A 14,662-nucleotide genomic window follows, 5' to 3' on the forward strand; every position below is an offset into this window, starting at 1 on the left:
CTCATGGGGCTGCCCAGGCCCTTCGCACCTCCGGTGATCCACGGCGGATCCCGAAATCGCGGGGCATCTGGCCGGATCGACACCGCATGGCGAAAGCTTTCGACCAGCCAGGGACGGGGGACCTCGTACGCTGGGCCCCTGGGGCCGCACCCCCACCCCCGTACGTACGAAGGAGAACCGCCGTGCTCGTCCTGTTGCCGCCCTCCGAAGGCAAGGCCTCCTCGGGGCGCGGGGCGCCGCTCATGCCCGAGGGGTTGTCGCTGCCGGGGCTCGCGGAGGCGCGGGCGGCCGTGCTCGACGAACTGGTCGAGCTGTGCGCCGCCGACGAGGAGAAGGCGCGCGAGGTGCTCGGCCTGAGCGAGGGGCTGCGCGGCGAGGTCGCCAAGAACACCGAGCTGCGGACGGCCGGGGCGCGGCCCGCCGGCGAGATCTACACCGGGGTCCTGTACGACGCCCTCGGCCTGGCCACGCTCGACGCGGCCGCCCGCCGGCGCGCGGGGCGCTCGCTGCTCGTCTTCTCCGGGCTGTGGGGCGCGGTGCGGGTGACCGACCGGATCCCCTCGTACCGCTGCTCGATGGGGGTGAAGCTGCCGGGCCTCGGCGCGCTCGGTACGCACTGGCGCGGGGCGATGGCGGACGTCCTGCCGGAGGCGGCGGGCAACGGCCTGGTCCTGGACCTGCGCTCCGCGGCGTACGCGGCGGCGTGGAAGCCGAAGGGCGAACTGGCGGCGCGGACGGCGACGGTGCGGGTGCTGCACGCGCCGACCCGGAAGGTGGTCAGCCACTTCAACAAGGCGACGAAGGGCCGGATCGTCCGCAGTCTGCTTGAGGCGGGCGCTGCGCCGGCGGGGGTGCCGGAGCTGGTGACGGCGCTGCGGGACCTCGGGTATGTGGTGGAGGAGACGGGGAAGCCGGGCGCGCTCGACGTTCTCGTCGACGAGATCCACTGAGGGATCCCCTGATCCTGGCCTCCTAGCAGGCACAACTTGCACAACTTCACAGCCGTTGCATCATGCGCAACGCTCGTTGCACGCACCGCCTGCCGTCGGCAGGATGGGGCGCATGACGAGCGTGCTTGACCTTGCCCCCGTCGCCCCCGTCGTCCCGGTCGTCGTGATCGATGACGCCGCCGACGCCGTGCCGCTGGCCCGCGCCCTGGTGGCCGGCGGTCTGCCGCTGATCGAGGTGACCCTGCGCACCCCGGCCGCGCTCGACGCGATCCGGGCGATCGGCGCGGAGGTGCCGGAGGCGGTGGTCGGCGCGGGCACGGTCGTCTCCGCCGCCGGGGTCGCGAACGCGGCCGGCGCGGGCGCCCGCTTCCTGGTCAGCCCCGGCTGGACCGACGGGCTGCTCGACGCGATGCGCGGCTCGGGCGTGCCGTTCCTGCCGGGTGTGTCGACGACCTCGGAGGTGGTGGCGCTGCTCGAACGCGGGGTGACGGACATGAAGTTCTTCCCGGCGGAGGCGGCCGGCGGCGTCCCGTACCTCAGGTCGCTCTCCGGGCCGCTCCCGCAGGCCCGGTTCTGCCCGACCGGCGGCGTCTCGCTCGCCTCGGCGCCGTCCTATCTGGCCCTGCCGAACGTCGCCTGCGTCGGCGGTACGTGGATGCTGCCCGCCGACGCCCTCGCCGCCCGGGACTGGGCGCGGGTCGAGTCGCTGGCCCGCGAGGCGGCGGCGCTGGCCGGCTGAGGCCGGCCGCAGGACGGATCACGCCGCCTCGGGGACGGCCTCCTCCTGCCGGGGCGGTTCGGGCTGCGGGGTGAAGCGGGCCAGGCCCCGGCGGTCGTAGTAGTGGGTCATGGCGAAGCCGAAGAGCAGCGCGCCGGCGAAACCGATCGCGATCATCGCCCAGGCGCGGGCGAGACCGGCGTCCGCGCGCGCGTCGAAGTAGAGGATGGCGCGGACGCCGTCGGTGAGCTGGCGCATCGGCTCGAAGATCGCGAGGAAGCGGTAGAAGGACGGGGTCGCCTGGAGCGGGATGGTGGCGCCCGAGGACGGCAGCGCGAGCGCGATGAAGACGAACATCGACACCAGCTGTCCGATGCCGCCGAAGGCCGCGTTGATGGCCTGGACGCCGAGGCCGACGGCCACGGTCGCGCAGTACGAGAAGATCCACAGCAGCGGGAGGTGGTGCGCGTCCATGCCCAGGATCGTGATCGTGGAGAACATCAGGAGCGAAGTCGTCAGGAGCGCGATCCCGGCCGTCATCACCATCTTCAGGACCAGGGTCTGGGTGCGGCTGATCGGCACGGTCCGGTGGCGGGTGTGCCAGGGGCCGAGCTCGCTGTCCGCGTAGCCGAGGGCGGTGTCGACGCCGGTGTGGATGAGGTTGCCGCCGATGAAGCCGGAGAGCACGAGCAGCAGCGTGTAGTAGAAGGCGGTCAGGCCGAGTCCGCTGTGCCGGCCGATCGGGTTCCCGACCCGGGTGGTCACCTCGACCGGGTCCGCGAGCAGCACCTTCGTCGTCGGGTCCGGGGCGGACGCGGCGAGCCGCTGCCCGATGGTCGCGGAGGCGCGCTGGGCCACGACCTGGTTGATCTGGGCGGCCATGGAGGAGCCGAGGCTGCCGACGCCGGGGTTGGTGAGCACGGTCAGGGTCGGCCGGGCGGTGGCCCGACGGGTCGTCAGGGCCTGGGCGGCGGCGCTGAAGTCGGGCGGCACGAACAGCGCCCCGTACACCTTCCCGGACGCGAGGTCGTCCTCGGCCCGCGCCCGCCCGACGATCCGCCACTCGACGCTGTCCGGGCGGGCGGCCTTGCCGAGCGAGTCGGTGATCTCCTTGCCGAGCGGGCCGCGGTCCTCGTCGACGACGGCGATCGGGAGCCGGTGCAGGTCGTCGTTGGGGCTCAGGATGCCGCCCAGGTAGAGCAGGGCGAGGACCATGGTGACGAGCCCGCTGAGGACGGTCGGTACGAGCCAGAGCTTGGGGTTGCGGACGAGCGCGCCGGCGGGCCGGGGGGTCGCGGGGGCCATGGTTCTCCACGGGGGCTGGGGGCGGACCGGTGGGGGGATCTGTCCGGTGCCCATGGTCGGTGCCGGGCCGCCCGTAACCCCGTATTGACGCCCTGGCGCTAGTCGGTGTTCTCGGTCTCCTCGGGGAAGGCCACCCGGGTGTGGTCGGCGATCGGCCGGTAACCGAGGCGCTGGTAGAGGGCGTTGCTGGTCGGGTTCGCGCGGTCGGTGAAGAGCAGCACCTGTGCGGCGCCGGCCGCGCGGGCGGCCCGGCCGGCCTCGGTGGTCACGGCTCCGGCGTAGCCCCGGGCGCGGTGGGCGGGCGGGGTGTAGACGAGCGAGACGCGGGCCTGGCCGGCGGCGGGCCGCGAGAAGCTCGCCATCGCGACGGGCCGGCCGTCCGTCTCCCAGAACCGGAGCCGGCCCTCCCGGACCATCGCCTCGGCGGGCGCGGAGTAGTCGGCGCCGGGGTCCTCCCCGACGTCCCCGGCGTACGCGCTCATCCACTCCAGGAGCAGCGGTACGTCGCCGGGTACGGCGCTCCGGGCGGCGCCGGGCGGTACGGGCCGGGGCGCGGTCAGCTCGCCGAGCCGGAACAGGCGCAGCCGCATCGAGGTGCGGGCGACCCGGCCGGTGGCGGCGGCGAAGGGCGCGGCGAACGCGTCGACCGTCGCGGCCTCGCCGCGCGCCTCCCGGACTGCGTGCCCCGTCTCGGGCAGCGCGGCCGCGAGCGCGCGGGCGGCAGCGTCCTGCATCACGCCGAGCAGCAGCATCCCGGGTCCGTCCACGAGCAGACAGGCCCCGCTCACCGCCCCGTCCGCCTCCCCCTGGCCCATCCACCAGCCGCGGGTGGTGCCGGGGGCGTCGAGCAGGGTGAGCAGCCCGGTGTTCCGCTCCGGTGCGGCGGCCACGAAGTCCCGGGCGGCGTCCGGGAAGGCGGCCGGGTCGGTGGTGAAGTGCCAGCTCATGCCGCGATGTTGGTACGGCCCGGGGCGCGGGTCCAGCGCTTTTGCGGCCGGGCGCTACGGACAGGACCTAGCGGAGGTGGGAGGTGTCGTTGAGCAGCCGCACCGAGGCGTTGCCGTCCGCGTAGTACGCCACCGCCGACAGCGAGGCGGCGGACAGCTCCATCCGGAACAGCGACTCCGGCGGGGCGCCGAGGGCGAGCCGTACCAGGGTCTTGATGGGGGTGACATGGGTGACGAGCAGCACCGTGCGGCCCGCGTGCGCGGCGGCGAGCCGGTCCCGGGTCACGGCGACCCGGCGGGCCACCGTGGCGAAGCTCTCGCCGCCGCCGGTCGGGGCGGCCTTCGGCGAGGCGAGCCAGGCGTCCAGGTCGTCCTTGTACCGCTCGCGCACCTCCGCGAACGTCAGCCCCTCCCACGCGCCGAAGTCGGTCTCCCGCAGCCCCTGCTCGATCCGCACGTCCAGGCCCAGCCGCGCGGCCACGGCCTGCGCGGTCTGCCGGCAGCGGGTCAGCGGCGAACTGACGATCTCCTGGATCGTCCCCCGCGCGGCCAGCGCCGCCGCGACGGCCTCCGCCTGCCGCACCCCGGCCGCCGACAGCTCCGGATCCGACCCCCCACTCCCCGAGAACCGCTTCTCGGGCGTCAACGCCGTCTCCCCGTGCCGCAACAACACGAACGTCGCCGGCGCCCCCATGTCGGGGCCCGACCAGCCGGGGGCGGTGGGCGTGGCGGGCGCCTGGGCGGCGGCCCGGCGGCCCGCCTCCGCCTCGAAGTCGCCGCTCGTGGCCGCCTCGCGGTCGGCCTCCGCCGCGGCCGAGAGGGACGCGCGGGCCTGGGCGGCGAGGGTCTCGTCGGGGGCGGACAGGCCCTCGGGTTCGGGCTCCGGCTCGGGGCGGGTGCTCGCGAGGGCGGCGCGGGCACGGGCGGCGCCGGCCGTCGCGTCGCCCGCGGCGGCGCGGGGCCGCGGCGAGGTCGGCGGTCGGGGCGAGGGCCGCGGTGGAGGGGGACCACTGCTCGCCGCGCCGACCGGCGTCCATCGCCTCGTTGGCGAGCCGGTCCGCGTGCTTGTTGCGCTCGCGCGGGATCCACTCGTAGCGCACGCGGCCGGCCGGGAAGACCCGGGCGGCCTCGGCGGCGAGCGGCTTCATGTCGGGGTGCTTGATCTTCCAGCGGCCGGACATCTGCTCGACGACCAGCTTGGAGTCCATGCGGACGTGCACCGTGGCGTCGGGAAAGAGCTCCAGGGCGGCCCGCAGACCGGCCACCAGGCCCTTGTACTCGGCCACGTTGTTCGTGGCGACGCCGATGAACTCGGCGCGCTCGGCCAGGGTCTCGCCCGTGGCCGGGTCGAGGACCACCGCGCCGTAGCCGGCGGGGCCCGGGTTGCCCCGGGAGCCGCCGTCGGCCTCGACCACGAGCTCGCGCATTACAGGCCGGACTCCGACGTACGGACCAGGATCCGGCGGCAGTTCTCGCAGCGCACGACCGCGTCCGCGGCGGCGGCCCGCACCTCGTTGAGCTCGGTGATGTTGAGCTCGATGTGGCAGCCCTCGCACTTGCGCTGGTAGAGCCGGGCCGCGCCGACGCCGCCCTGCTGCTCGCGCAGCTTCTCGTACAGCTTCAGGAGGTCGGCCGGGACCGTACCGGCGACGAGCTCGCGCTCCTTGGTGACGGAGGCGGCCTCGTCGTCGAGCCCGGCCTGGGCGGTGTCGCGGCGGGCGGTGGCGTCGTCGACCTTGGCCTGGACTGCGGCGACCCGGCCGGTCAGCTCGGCGACCCGCTCCTGGGCGGACTCGCGGCGCTCCATGACCTCGAGGACGATCTCCTCCAGGTCGCCCTGGCGCTTGGCGAGCGAGGTGATCTCGCGCTGGAGGTTCTCCAGGTCCTTCGGGGAGGACACGGCGCCGGAGTCGAGGCGCTGCTGGTCGCGGGCGGCGCGCTGGCGCACCTGGTCGACGTCCTGCTCCGCCTTGGTCTGCTCGCGGGCGCAGTCGCTCTCCTCGGTCTGCGCGGCGACGAGCAGGTCGCGCAGCTGGGTGAGGTCCTTGTTCAGCGACTCGATCTCGGCGTGCTCCGGCAGCGACTTGCGCTTGTGCGCGATCTGCTGGAGGCGCACGTCAAGCGCCTGGACGTCGAGAAGTCGGATCTGGTCGGCGGGCGCGGCGTTCAGTTGGGGGCTCCAGGAGAGGTGTGGTGGGCGGACCAGGGGTCGGTGACCGTCGTCGAGACATGGACCCGGAGGTCCCAGCCGTGACGGTCGGAGATCGTGTCGAGCTGCGCGGCGGCCTGCTCGCACCAGGGCCATTCGGTGGCCCAGTGGGCGGCGTCGACGAGCCCGAGGGGAGAGTGCTGGGTGGCCTCGGAGGCCGGGTGGTGGCGCAGGTCGGCGGTGAGGAAGGCGTCCACCCCGGCTGCGCGGACGGCGCCGAAGAGGCTGTCGCCGGAGCCGCCGCTGACGGCGACCCGGCGCACCGGCAGCTCGGGGTCGCCGGCGACCCGGATGCCCTGCGCGGTGGAAGGCAGCCGCTTGGCGGCGCGCGCGGCGAACTCGGCCAGCGTCTCGGGCTGGTCCAGCTCGCAGATCCGGCCGAGACCGGTCTCGGGGACGAGGGGGCCGGTGACCCGCAGGTCGAGGGCGCCGGCGAGGGCGTCGGAGACGCCGGGCTCGGCGGTGTCGGCGTTGGTGTGCGCCACGTGCAGGGCGATGTCGTGCTTGATCAGGGTGTGCACGACCCGGCCCTTGAAGTGGCCGGCCGCCACCGTCGTCGTACCGCGCAGATAGAGCGGGTGGTGGGTGACGATCAGGTCGGCGCCGAGGCGGATCGCCTCTTCGGCGATCTCCTGGACGGGGTCGACCGCGAACAGGACGCGGGTGACCTGGGCGTCGGGGTCGCCGCAGACCGTGCCGACGGCGTCCCACGACTCGGCCCGCTCTGGCGGCCAGAGGGCGTCGAGCTCGGCGATGACTTCAGACAGACGGGGCACGAGGGAAAGGCTACCTGCCCCTCGTGCCCCGCCGTTCTTGCCTGTGGACAACCCGGGGCCGGTCCCTGCCCCTGTGGACAACCCCGACCGGCCCCGGCCCCCCGGTCCGTCCGTGCTACTTCTTCACCAGGTCGGCGCGCAGGTCGTCGAGCACGCTGTTCGCCGCCGTCACGCCGAGGCCCAGGTACCAGGTCTCGTCCGGCACGTCCTTGGCCTGGCCGGCCTTGACCGCCTTGAGGTTCTTCCAGAGCGGGTTGGCCTGGGCGGTGTCGCGCTTGGTGGCCTTGGCGTCGCCGTACACGCCGGTGAAGATCCAGTCGCCGTCGGCCTGGTCGATCTTCTCCGGGCTGACCTCGACGGCGAGGTCGTTCACCTGCTGGTTCGCGGGGCGCGGCAGGCCGGCGTCTTCAAGGATGGTGCCGATGAAGGAGGCCTTCGCGTAGAGGCGGATCTTGCCCGGGAGGTAGCGGACCATGGAGATGGTCGGCTTGTTCGGGCCGATGTCCGTGCCGAGCTGCTTCGCCTTGGTCTCGTAGGCGGCGAGCTTCGCCTTCGCCTCGGCGGTCCGGTCGAGCGCGGCGGCGTTGAGGAGGTAGTTCTCCTTCCAGGTGAAGCCCGGGCGGATGGAGAACACGGTCGGCGCGATCTTCGACAGCTCGTCGTACTTGTCGGCGGCGCGCAGCTGGCTGCCGAGGATCAGATCGGGTTCGAGGTTGGCGATGGCCTCGAGGTTGAGGTTGTTGATGGTGCCGACGTTCTTGGGCTCGCCGGCGTCCTTCTTCAGATACGTGGGGATGCCATCGTCCCCCTCGGACGGAGCAAAGCCGACCGGCTTGATGCCGAGGGAGACGACGTTGTCGAGCTCGCCGACGTCGAGGACGACGACCCGCTTGGGGGCGGACTTGATCTCCGTCTTCCCGAGCGCGTGGGTGAGGGTGCGCGGGAACTGGCCGGGCTTGGCGTCGGTGCCCAGGGCGGCGGTCTTCGCGGCGGCGTCGCCGAAGTCCTTGCCGCCGACGGCGACGTCCTTCTTCTTGCCGCCCTCGTCCTTCTTGGCACCGTCCGAGCTGCCGTCACCTCCTCCGCAGGCCGCGAGAGCGAGCGCGGCGGCGAGGCTGAGGGCGGCGGCTGCGGTGCCGCGGCGGCGAAGGGACATGCGGGGTCTCCTGTACGCGTACGGGGTGGACGGCGCCGCCGCGGAAGTACGGCAGCCGGCGACCCGTCAGCGGACGGATCGCTTCCACTTAGGGTCGCCTTACCTTACCTATCCCTGGCCCCGCCAGCACAACCCGCCCCCGCCGCTCGACGGAATCCCCGGACCGCCACCCATTGGGGTGAAGAGAGGTGACTCGTGTTGTTCGGCTGGAAGTGCGAAAACTAGCTTCGTAGCCGGAGGTGACGAGCCGATGACAGCCTGTGCCATCGAAGCCCCCGCCGAAGACGGTGACGCGGTGTGGCCCACGGGATTCACGATCACCGCGAACGGCGCCTACGCGGCGCGGCTCGCCGGTTCGGGCGAGGCGCTGTTCGTGGAGCGCTGGACCCTGGACGGCCCCGAGCCCTACGCCGTACCGCTGCCGCTCGCCCAACCGGAGGAGCCCGGCGCGCTGCTGCTGCCGCTGGCGGACGGGCGGGTCCTGATCGGGCGCGCCGTGGACGGACTTCGCCACACGTTCTCGCTGCTCTACCCGACCGGACCGGACACCGGCGAGCTCCTGCTCGGCTCGGTCGAGGCCCCCGCCCCCGGCGCCCTGACGCTGCTGCCGCCCTCGCCGGACGGCATCTGCGCCTACGCGATGTGCGTCGGCCCGGACTCCACCACGCTGTGGCTGGTCGCGGGCGGGGCCTTCGGCCCCGAGCGGGTCGCCGAGATCAAGGGCCGGTGCTCCGGCGGGGTGTGGCTGGACCGCACCGGCCGGATACTGGCCCTCGACCGGCAGCTCGACGACGGCCCGGTCAAGGCCGTCGCGATCGACCTGGAGCGCGGTGGCGAGGCCACGCCACTGCTCCAGATCACCGAGGACAGCCACGACCGGCTGCTGCTCGCCGATCCCGACAGCGGACTGCTCCTCATCCGCTCCGACGCGCCCTCCCCCGGCCACGAGCGCCTCGGCTGGGGCGTCCTCGGCAGCCTGCTGCCGGTGCGCTTCCCCGAGTGCCTGCGGCTCGACGACGCGGCGGTGACCCCGTTCGCCGTCCAGCCGGGGCAGGTGCTGATGCCGGAGAGCTGCGGGGTCGCGCTGCGGATCGACGCGGCGGCCGGCAGCTGGGTCGGCCTGTGGCGGCCCTCCTCGCGCCGGATGCACCAACTCGCCGCGCCCTTCGGCTGGCTGGCCGGTACGGGCCTGTGGACCCCCTCCGGCGTACTCCGCCTCCCGTACGCGACGCCCGCCGCGCCCTGCGGCCTCGCCGACCTGGAGGAGCCGGCCGAGCCGGAGCCGGAGCCGGTGGCCCCGGCGGCCGCCCCGGAGCCCAAGGTGTGCCGCCCCGTACCGCTCCAGGAAGCGCCGCTGACGGACCGTAAACAAGCGGGCTGAACAGGCTGATTAGACTCTCCGAGCCGCATCAGCAAGAGCGACGTTTACGGGGTGAGTTCCACCATGAGCGACACGGACCCGCAGGACCACGGCAACTCGGGCAAGCACCGTGGACCGGCCGCACCGGCGGAGGACTCCTCGTCCTCCCCGCACGGCCGCCACCGGCGCGAACCCGAGTCGCAGTGAGCGAAGTGCAGTGAACGAACGGTGAGTAGGTGAAGGGCCCCCGGACGACGCGCCCGGGGGCCCTTCGTCTTCCCCCCTCGCGCGGCTCAGCCCTTCTTCAGGCCGAGCACCTCCGCCGCGGCGAAGGTCTCCCCCGCCGGGCGCGCCGCGTAGTGCGGGGTGAGCAGCCCGTCCAGTTCCTCGTACGTGAAGACGTCCTTGGCGGTGTCGAACTTGGCGGCCACCCTGGGCCGGTCCACGATCGCCACCATGCCGCCGTGGACGACGAGCAGCTGGCCGTTGACGCCGGCCGCCGCCGGGGAGGCGAGGTAGCCGACGAGCGGCGCCACGTGCTCCGGCGACAGCGGGTCGAGCTCGTCCTCGGCGGTCGGCTCGGCGCCCCTCTTGATTGTCGGAATGGCGGCGAACACGTCCTCGGTCATCCGGGTCCGGGCGCGCGGGCAGATGGCGTTGGCGGTGACCCCGTACTTGGCGAGGGCGAGCGCCGTGGAGGTGGTCAGACCGACGATGCCGCCCTTGGCCGCCGCGTAGTTGGGCTGGCCGGCCGAACCGGCGAGGAAGGCCTCGGAGGAGGTGTTGACGATCCGCCCGTAGACCCCGCTCTCGCCCGCCTTGGCCCGGCCGCGCCAGTGCACGGCGGCGAAGTGGGTGGTGTTGAAGTGGCCCTTGAGGTGGACCCGGACCACCGAGTCCCACTCCGCCTCGCTCATCGAGAAGATCATCCGGTCGCGCAGGATGCCCGCGTTGTTGACCAGGACGTCCAGCTTGCCGAACTCGGCCACGGCCAGGTCGACCAGACCGCGCGCGGTCTCGAAGTCGGCGACGTCGCCGAGGTGGGCGACGGCGCGGCCGCCCGCCGCGCGGATCTCGGCCGCGACCTCCTCGGCGGGCGCCGCGGAGGCCTCGCCGGAACCGTCGCGCCCGGGCTGCCCGTAGTCGTTGACGACCACGGCCGCGCCGAGCCGGGCCAGTTCCAGGGCCTCGGCCCGGCCGAGGCCGCGGCCGGCGCCGGTGACGATCGCGCTCAGCCCCTCAAGAGGCAGTGACATGGGTCGGAGTCCTCTCTCAGCTCTCGATGCTCAGATCTCGATGCAGGTACGGAGCGCCGCACCCGTCCGCATCTGCTCCAGGGCCTCGTTGATGCCCGCCAGCGGCACCCGGTGGGTGATCAGGGACGCCAGGTCGATGCGGCCGGCCCGCCAGAGCGCGATGGCCCGTTCGTACGAGCGGAGCACGTCCCCGCCCCCGTACATCGACGGCAGGATCCGCTTCTCGTCGAAGAACAGCTCGAACATGTTGAGCTGCAGGAAGTCGTCGAGGGCGCCCGCGCCGACCACGCAGAGCGTGCCGCCGCGCCGGGTGGTCTCGTACGCCGTGCGCGCGGTGACGGACTTGCCGACGACCTCGAAGACGTAGTCGAAGCCCTCGCCGCCGGTGATCCGCTGCTTGGCGTCGGCGAGCGCGTCGGGTGCGACGGCCTCGGTGGCGCCGAAGCGGAGCGCGGCCTCGCGGCGCGACTCGACCGGGTCGACGGCGACGATCTGCGCGGCGCCCTGCAGCTTGGCGCCCTGGATGGCGGAGATGCCGACGCCGCCGCAGCCGATCACGGCGACCGACGAACCGGCCTCCACCTTCGCGGTGTTGATGGCGGCGCCGAGGCCGGTGGTCACGCCGCAGCCGATGAGCGCGGCGATGTCGAAGGGCACGTCGTCCGGGATCGGGACGGCGCAGCCGGCGTCGACCACGACCTCCTCGGCGAAGGTGCCGGTGCCGGCGAAGCCGAAGACGTCGGCGGAACCTCCGCCGGTGCGCTTGAAGTTGGGGGTGCCGGCGTTCATGAAGCCGGCCAGACAGAGCTGGGTCTGACCACGCTTGCAGGCGGGACAGACACCACAGGCGGGCAGCCAGCACAGCAGCACCCGCTGCCCGACGGTGAGGCCGGTGACGCCGTCGCCGACGTCGAGGATCTCGCCGGCGCCCTCGTGCCCCGGGACGAAGGGCGCGGGCTGGGGCAGGACGCCGCTCATGGCGGACACGTCGGAGTGGCACAGGCCGGTGGCCCGGACCCGGATCCGCACCTTGCCGGGGCCGAAGCCCACCGCCTCGACGTCGTCGAGGACTTCGAGTTTGTCCTGGCCGATCTCGTGCAGTACGGCTGCGCGCATGGTGCGGCTCCAATCAGGCGATCAGGAGTGTTCGACGACGGTGTCGGCGAGGACCGGGGCGTCGTCGCGTTCGGCGGCGGTGACCGTGAGCTGGACGGTGTGCTCGTCCGTGCGCCACATGCGGATCCGCAGCGTCTCGCCGGGGAAGACGACGCCGGCGAAGCGGGTGCGGTAGCCGCGGACCCGCGTGACGTCACCGTCGAGGAGGGTGTCGACGACCGCCTTGAGCGTCATGCCGTACGAGCAGAGGCCGTGCAGGATCGGCCGGTCGAAGCCCGCGAGCTTGGCGAACTCGGGGTCGGCATGGAGCGGGTTCCAGTCGCCGGAGAGCCGGTAGAGCAGGGCCTGTTCCTCGCGGATGGGCCGCTCGGCGGTGGCGTCGGGGGCGCGCTCGGGGACCTCCAGGCGTTCGGAGGGCCCGCGGTCGCCGCCCCAGCCGCCCTCGCCGCGTACGAAGATCTGGGCGTCGCTGGTCCACAGCGGGCCGTCGGCGTCGGCGGCCTCGGAGCGCAGCACCAGGACGGCGGCCTTGCCCTTGTCGTAGACGGCGGCGACCCGGGAGGTGGAGACCGCCCGGCCGTTGACCGGCAGGGGCCGGTGCAGGGTGATGGACTGGCCGCCGTGCAGCACGGCGGCGAGGTCGATGTCGATGCCGGGGGCGGAGAGGCCGCCGACGACGCCCATGCCGGCGCCCGCCACGGTGGCGAAGCTGGGCAGGACGTGCAGCCGGGATTCGAGGGTGTAGCGCAGCTCGTCGGGGTCGGTCGCGGGGACGCCCGCGCCCAGGCCGAGGTGGTAGAGCTGGACGTCCTTGTGGTCCCAGGCGATCTCCGCGCTGCGGGGCTCGGCGGCGACGGCCTTGGCGGCGTCAATGGGCATCGCGTTGCTGCTCCTTGGGCAGTGCGTGGCAGGTGCGTTGCAGGGGCGTGGCAGGGGTGACAGGTGAAGACCTCGACGCGGTCGTCCGCACCGTCGACCGCGCCGAGGCCGTGCGGGGCCGTTCGCGGACGCCGGGTAGAACGCGTTCTAGAACGGTGATCCCCATGTATAGCCGAGGGGTGGGGCGTTGGGAACCCTTCTGACGCCATGTCAGATAGCGTGACGGGCGGCGGTACCCAGGACATTTGTCACGGCCAGGTCCGTACGCCTGAGCCTGCCCGGCCCCTGGCGCCGCTCCGTAACGTCGTGGTCATGACGACAACAACGGGGACCGGCGAGACGGCGGTCGCATTCACCGCGGTCACCAAGACCTTCGGCGTGGTCCGCGCCGTGGACGGCATCGACCTCGGCATCCGCCGCGGCGAGACCGTCGCGCTGCTCGGCCGCAACGGCGCCGGCAAGTCCACCACCATCAACCTCCTCCTCGGCCTCGACGAGCCCGAGAGCGGCCGGGTCCGCCTCTTCGGCGAGGCGCCCGCCCGCGCCGTCCAGGCCGGCCGGATCGGCGCGATGCTGCAGGACGCCCGCCCGGTCTCCCGGGTCACCGTCCGCGAGCTGGTCGAGTTCGTCGCCCGCACCTACCCGCGGCCGATGCCCGTGACCGAGGCCCTCGCCCTCGCCGGGCTCACCGACCTCGCCGGCCGCCGGGTGGACCGGCTGTCCGGCGGCCAGGCCCAGCGGGTGCGGTTCGCGGTCGCGCTGGCGGGAAACCCCGAGCTGATCGTGCTCGACGAGCCGACGGCGGCGCTCGACGTCGAGGCCCGCGAGGCCTTCTGGGACTCGATGCGCGGCTACGCCCGGCGCGGCAACACGGTCCTCTTCTCCACCCACTACCTGGAGGAGGCCGACGCCAACGCCGACCGGATCGTGGTCGTCGACTCCGGGCGGGTGCTCGCCGACGGCACCGCCGAGCAGCTGAAGCGGGCCGCGGGCGGCACCACGGTCTCCTTCGACCTGGCGGGCCGGCCCACCGCGGGTCTGACCGCGCTGCCCGGCGTCACCTCCGTCGAGATCCGCGGCGACCGCGCGCTGCTGCGCAGCGCGGACCCGGACGCCACGGTTCGCGCGCTGGCCGCGCAGGACCTGGTCAGGGGCCTGCGGGTCGCCCCGGTCTCCCTCAACGAGGCCTTCCTGAACCTGACCCGTACGGCTCCCGGCGCCCCCGCCCGTACCGCCGACTCCCTGGAGATGTCCCGATGATCACCGCGTACGTCCGCCTCGAAGTCCGCCGCACCCTGCGCGACGCCGGTTTCGCGATCTCGTCGATCGGCGTGCCGGTCCTGATGTACCTCCTCTTCACCAACCTCGGCGGGCAGAACGACGCCGGGATCAAGACCGGCATGATGGTCGGCATGGCGGCGTACGGCGCGCTGGGCGCCGCCCTGTCCATCGGCGGCGGCGTCGCCGAGGACAAGACCGCCGGCTGGCTGCGGCAGCTGCGGATCACCCCGATGACCCCGCGCCAGGTGGTCACCGGCCGGGCCCTGACCGGCACGGTCGTGGTCCTGCCGGCCATCACGGCGGTGCTGCTCGCGGGCGGCCTCGTCAACGGCGTACGGATGGCCGCCTGGCAGTGGGCGGTAACGGCGCTCGTGCTGTGGGCGGGTTCGCTGCCCTTCACGCTGCTCGGCCTCGGCAACGGCTACCGCCTCACCGCGCAGACGACCGGCGTCATGAACGTGGCCTGCAACATGGGCCTCGCGGTGGTCGGCGGCCTGTGGTTCCCGATCGACCTGTTCCCGCACTGGCTGGCGCAGATCTCCACGTTCACGCCCACCAACCGCTTCTCGGAGCTGGGCGTGGCGGTGACGGAGGGCACGATGCCGGGGCTCGCGGCGATCCTGATCCTGGCGGCATGGGCGGCGCTCTTCGGCACGTACGCGGCGGTCTCGTACCGTCGTTCCGCACGCATGGTGTGACGCCGTGCCGA

At 73.5% G+C, this 14,662-nt stretch carries 14 protein-coding genes and 1 pseudogene; 6 read left to right on the forward strand and 9 right to left on the reverse strand.

Going from position 1 to position 14,662, the window contains the following annotated elements:
- Positions 1-182: 182 nt before the first annotated feature.
- Both yaaA and eda read left to right on the forward strand, forming a co-directional pair.
- Entirely contained in the window at positions 183-950 is a 768-nt protein-coding gene (yaaA, locus tag JAO84_RS10090) for a peroxide stress protein YaaA (RefSeq protein ID WP_370412357.1), read from the forward strand.
- 112 nt (positions 951-1,062) lie between these two features.
- A complete protein-coding gene (gene eda / locus JAO84_RS10095) occupies positions 1,063-1,689 on the forward strand; it encodes a bifunctional 4-hydroxy-2-oxoglutarate aldolase/2-dehydro-3-deoxy-phosphogluconate aldolase (RefSeq protein WP_370412359.1) in 627 nt (208 codons plus the stop codon).
- 18 nt (positions 1,690-1,707) lie between these two features.
- Here the strand turns inward: eda and JAO84_RS10100 are convergent, their stop codons facing one another.
- From JAO84_RS10100 to JAO84_RS10125, 6 genes and pseudogenes are all read right to left on the reverse strand, one after another.
- Positions 1,708-2,973 (reverse strand): YhgE/Pip domain-containing protein, encoded by a 1,266-nt coding sequence (locus tag JAO84_RS10100; protein ID WP_370412361.1) that lies wholly within the window; start codon positions 2,971-2,973, stop codon positions 1,708-1,710.
- 98 nt (positions 2,974-3,071) lie between these two features.
- Positions 3,072-3,920, reverse strand: a complete 849-nt coding sequence (locus JAO84_RS10105; RefSeq protein WP_370412363.1) for a GNAT family N-acetyltransferase — start codon at positions 3,918-3,920, stop codon at positions 3,072-3,074.
- Positions 3,921-3,987: 67 nt separating this feature from the next.
- Positions 3,988-5,347: pseudogene (locus JAO84_RS10110) on the reverse strand (bifunctional RNase H/acid phosphatase).
- Positions 5,347-6,090, reverse strand: a complete 744-nt coding sequence (locus JAO84_RS10115) for a zinc ribbon domain-containing protein (RefSeq protein ID WP_265862708.1) — start codon at positions 6,088-6,090, stop codon at positions 5,347-5,349. The pseudogene JAO84_RS10110 and the gene JAO84_RS10115 overlap by 1 nt, the downstream one beginning before the upstream one ends.
- Positions 6,087-6,905, reverse strand: a complete 819-nt coding sequence (locus JAO84_RS10120) for a Nif3-like dinuclear metal center hexameric protein (RefSeq protein ID WP_370412365.1) — start codon at positions 6,903-6,905, stop codon at positions 6,087-6,089. The genes JAO84_RS10115 and JAO84_RS10120 overlap by 4 nt, the downstream gene beginning before the upstream one ends.
- A gap of 115 nt (positions 6,906-7,020) precedes the next feature.
- Positions 7,021-8,061, reverse strand: coding sequence for an ABC transporter substrate-binding protein (locus tag JAO84_RS10125; protein WP_370412367.1), 1,041 nt, complete (start codon positions 8,059-8,061; stop codon positions 7,021-7,023).
- 250 nt (positions 8,062-8,311) lie between these two features.
- On the opposite strand from JAO84_RS10125, the gene JAO84_RS10130 reads away from it, so the two are divergent.
- Positions 8,312-9,442, forward strand: coding sequence for a hypothetical protein (locus JAO84_RS10130; protein WP_265862002.1), 1,131 nt, complete (start codon positions 8,312-8,314; stop codon positions 9,440-9,442).
- Between the two features lie 63 nt (positions 9,443-9,505).
- Positions 9,506-9,628 (forward strand): hypothetical protein, encoded by a 123-nt coding sequence (locus JAO84_RS10135; protein WP_265862004.1) that lies wholly within the window; start codon positions 9,506-9,508, stop codon positions 9,626-9,628.
- Positions 9,629-9,714: 86 nt separating this feature from the next.
- Here the strand turns inward: JAO84_RS10135 and JAO84_RS10140 are convergent, their stop codons facing one another.
- Genes JAO84_RS10140 through JAO84_RS10150 form a run of 3 tightly spaced genes read right to left on the reverse strand, consistent with a single transcriptional unit; the run spans position 9,715 to position 12,672 of the window.
- Positions 9,715-10,677: a 3-oxoacyl-ACP reductase gene (locus JAO84_RS10140; RefSeq protein ID WP_370412370.1), complete on the reverse strand. Its 963-nt coding sequence runs from the start codon at positions 10,675-10,677 to the stop codon at positions 9,715-9,717.
- 30 nt (positions 10,678-10,707) lie between these two features.
- Positions 10,708-11,793 carry a Zn-dependent alcohol dehydrogenase gene (locus JAO84_RS10145; RefSeq protein ID WP_370412372.1) on the reverse strand — a complete coding sequence of 362 codons (1,086 nt, stop codon included), beginning with the start codon at positions 11,791-11,793 and terminating at the stop codon, positions 10,708-10,710.
- 21 nt (positions 11,794-11,814) lie between these two features.
- Positions 11,815-12,672 carry a MaoC/PaaZ C-terminal domain-containing protein gene (locus JAO84_RS10150; protein WP_370412374.1) on the reverse strand — a complete coding sequence of 286 codons (858 nt, stop codon included), beginning with the start codon at positions 12,670-12,672 and terminating at the stop codon, positions 11,815-11,817.
- A gap of 312 nt (positions 12,673-12,984) precedes the next feature.
- Here JAO84_RS10150 and JAO84_RS10155 point away from each other — a divergent pair, with 312 nt between their 5' ends.
- Entirely contained in the window at positions 12,985-13,932 is a 948-nt protein-coding gene (locus JAO84_RS10155) for an ABC transporter ATP-binding protein (RefSeq protein WP_370412376.1), read from the forward strand.
- Complete coding sequence (locus JAO84_RS10160; RefSeq protein ID WP_370412378.1) at positions 13,929-14,651, forward strand: ABC transporter permease; 723 nt, start codon at positions 13,929-13,931, stop codon at positions 14,649-14,651. Before JAO84_RS10155 ends, JAO84_RS10160 begins: the two co-directional genes overlap by 4 nt.
- Positions 14,652-14,662: the final 11 nt, after the last annotated feature.

It is taken from the genome of Streptomyces fradiae, assembly GCF_041270065.1.
Taxonomy (GTDB): Bacteria; Actinomycetota; Actinomycetes; order Streptomycetales; family Streptomycetaceae; genus Streptomyces.

What these genes read in the sequence shown, in the direction of transcription:
- JAO84_RS10105 (WP_370412363.1), bottom strand. Translation starts at nt 3,920, where the DNA reads ATGAGCTGGCACTTCACCACCGACCCGGCCGCCTTCCCGGACGCCGCC.
- JAO84_RS10155 (WP_370412376.1), top strand. Translation starts at nt 12,985, where the DNA reads ATGACGACAACAACGGGGACCGGCGAGACGGCGGTCGCATTCACCGCG.
- eda (WP_370412359.1), top strand. Translation starts at nt 1,063, where the DNA reads ATGACGAGCGTGCTTGACCTTGCCCCCGTCGCCCCCGTCGTCCCGGTC.
- JAO84_RS10130 (WP_265862002.1), top strand. Translation starts at nt 8,312, where the DNA reads ATGACAGCCTGTGCCATCGAAGCCCCCGCCGAAGACGGTGACGCGGTG.
- JAO84_RS10145 (WP_370412372.1), bottom strand. Translation starts at nt 11,793, where the DNA reads ATGCGCGCAGCCGTACTGCACGAGATCGGCCAGGACAAACTCGAAGTC.
- JAO84_RS10125 (WP_370412367.1), bottom strand. Translation starts at nt 8,061, where the DNA reads ATGTCCCTTCGCCGCCGCGGCACCGCAGCCGCCGCCCTCAGCCTCGCC.
- JAO84_RS10135 (WP_265862004.1), top strand. Translation starts at nt 9,506, where the DNA reads ATGAGCGACACGGACCCGCAGGACCACGGCAACTCGGGCAAGCACCGT.
- JAO84_RS10100 (WP_370412361.1), bottom strand. Translation starts at nt 2,973, where the DNA reads ATGGCCCCCGCGACCCCCCGGCCCGCCGGCGCGCTCGTCCGCAACCCC.
- JAO84_RS10160 (WP_370412378.1), top strand. Translation starts at nt 13,929, where the DNA reads ATGATCACCGCGTACGTCCGCCTCGAAGTCCGCCGCACCCTGCGCGAC.
- JAO84_RS10140 (WP_370412370.1), bottom strand. Translation starts at nt 10,677, where the DNA reads ATGTCACTGCCTCTTGAGGGGCTGAGCGCGATCGTCACCGGCGCCGGC.
- JAO84_RS10150 (WP_370412374.1), bottom strand. Translation starts at nt 12,672, where the DNA reads ATGCCCATTGACGCCGCCAAGGCCGTCGCCGCCGAGCCCCGCAGCGCG.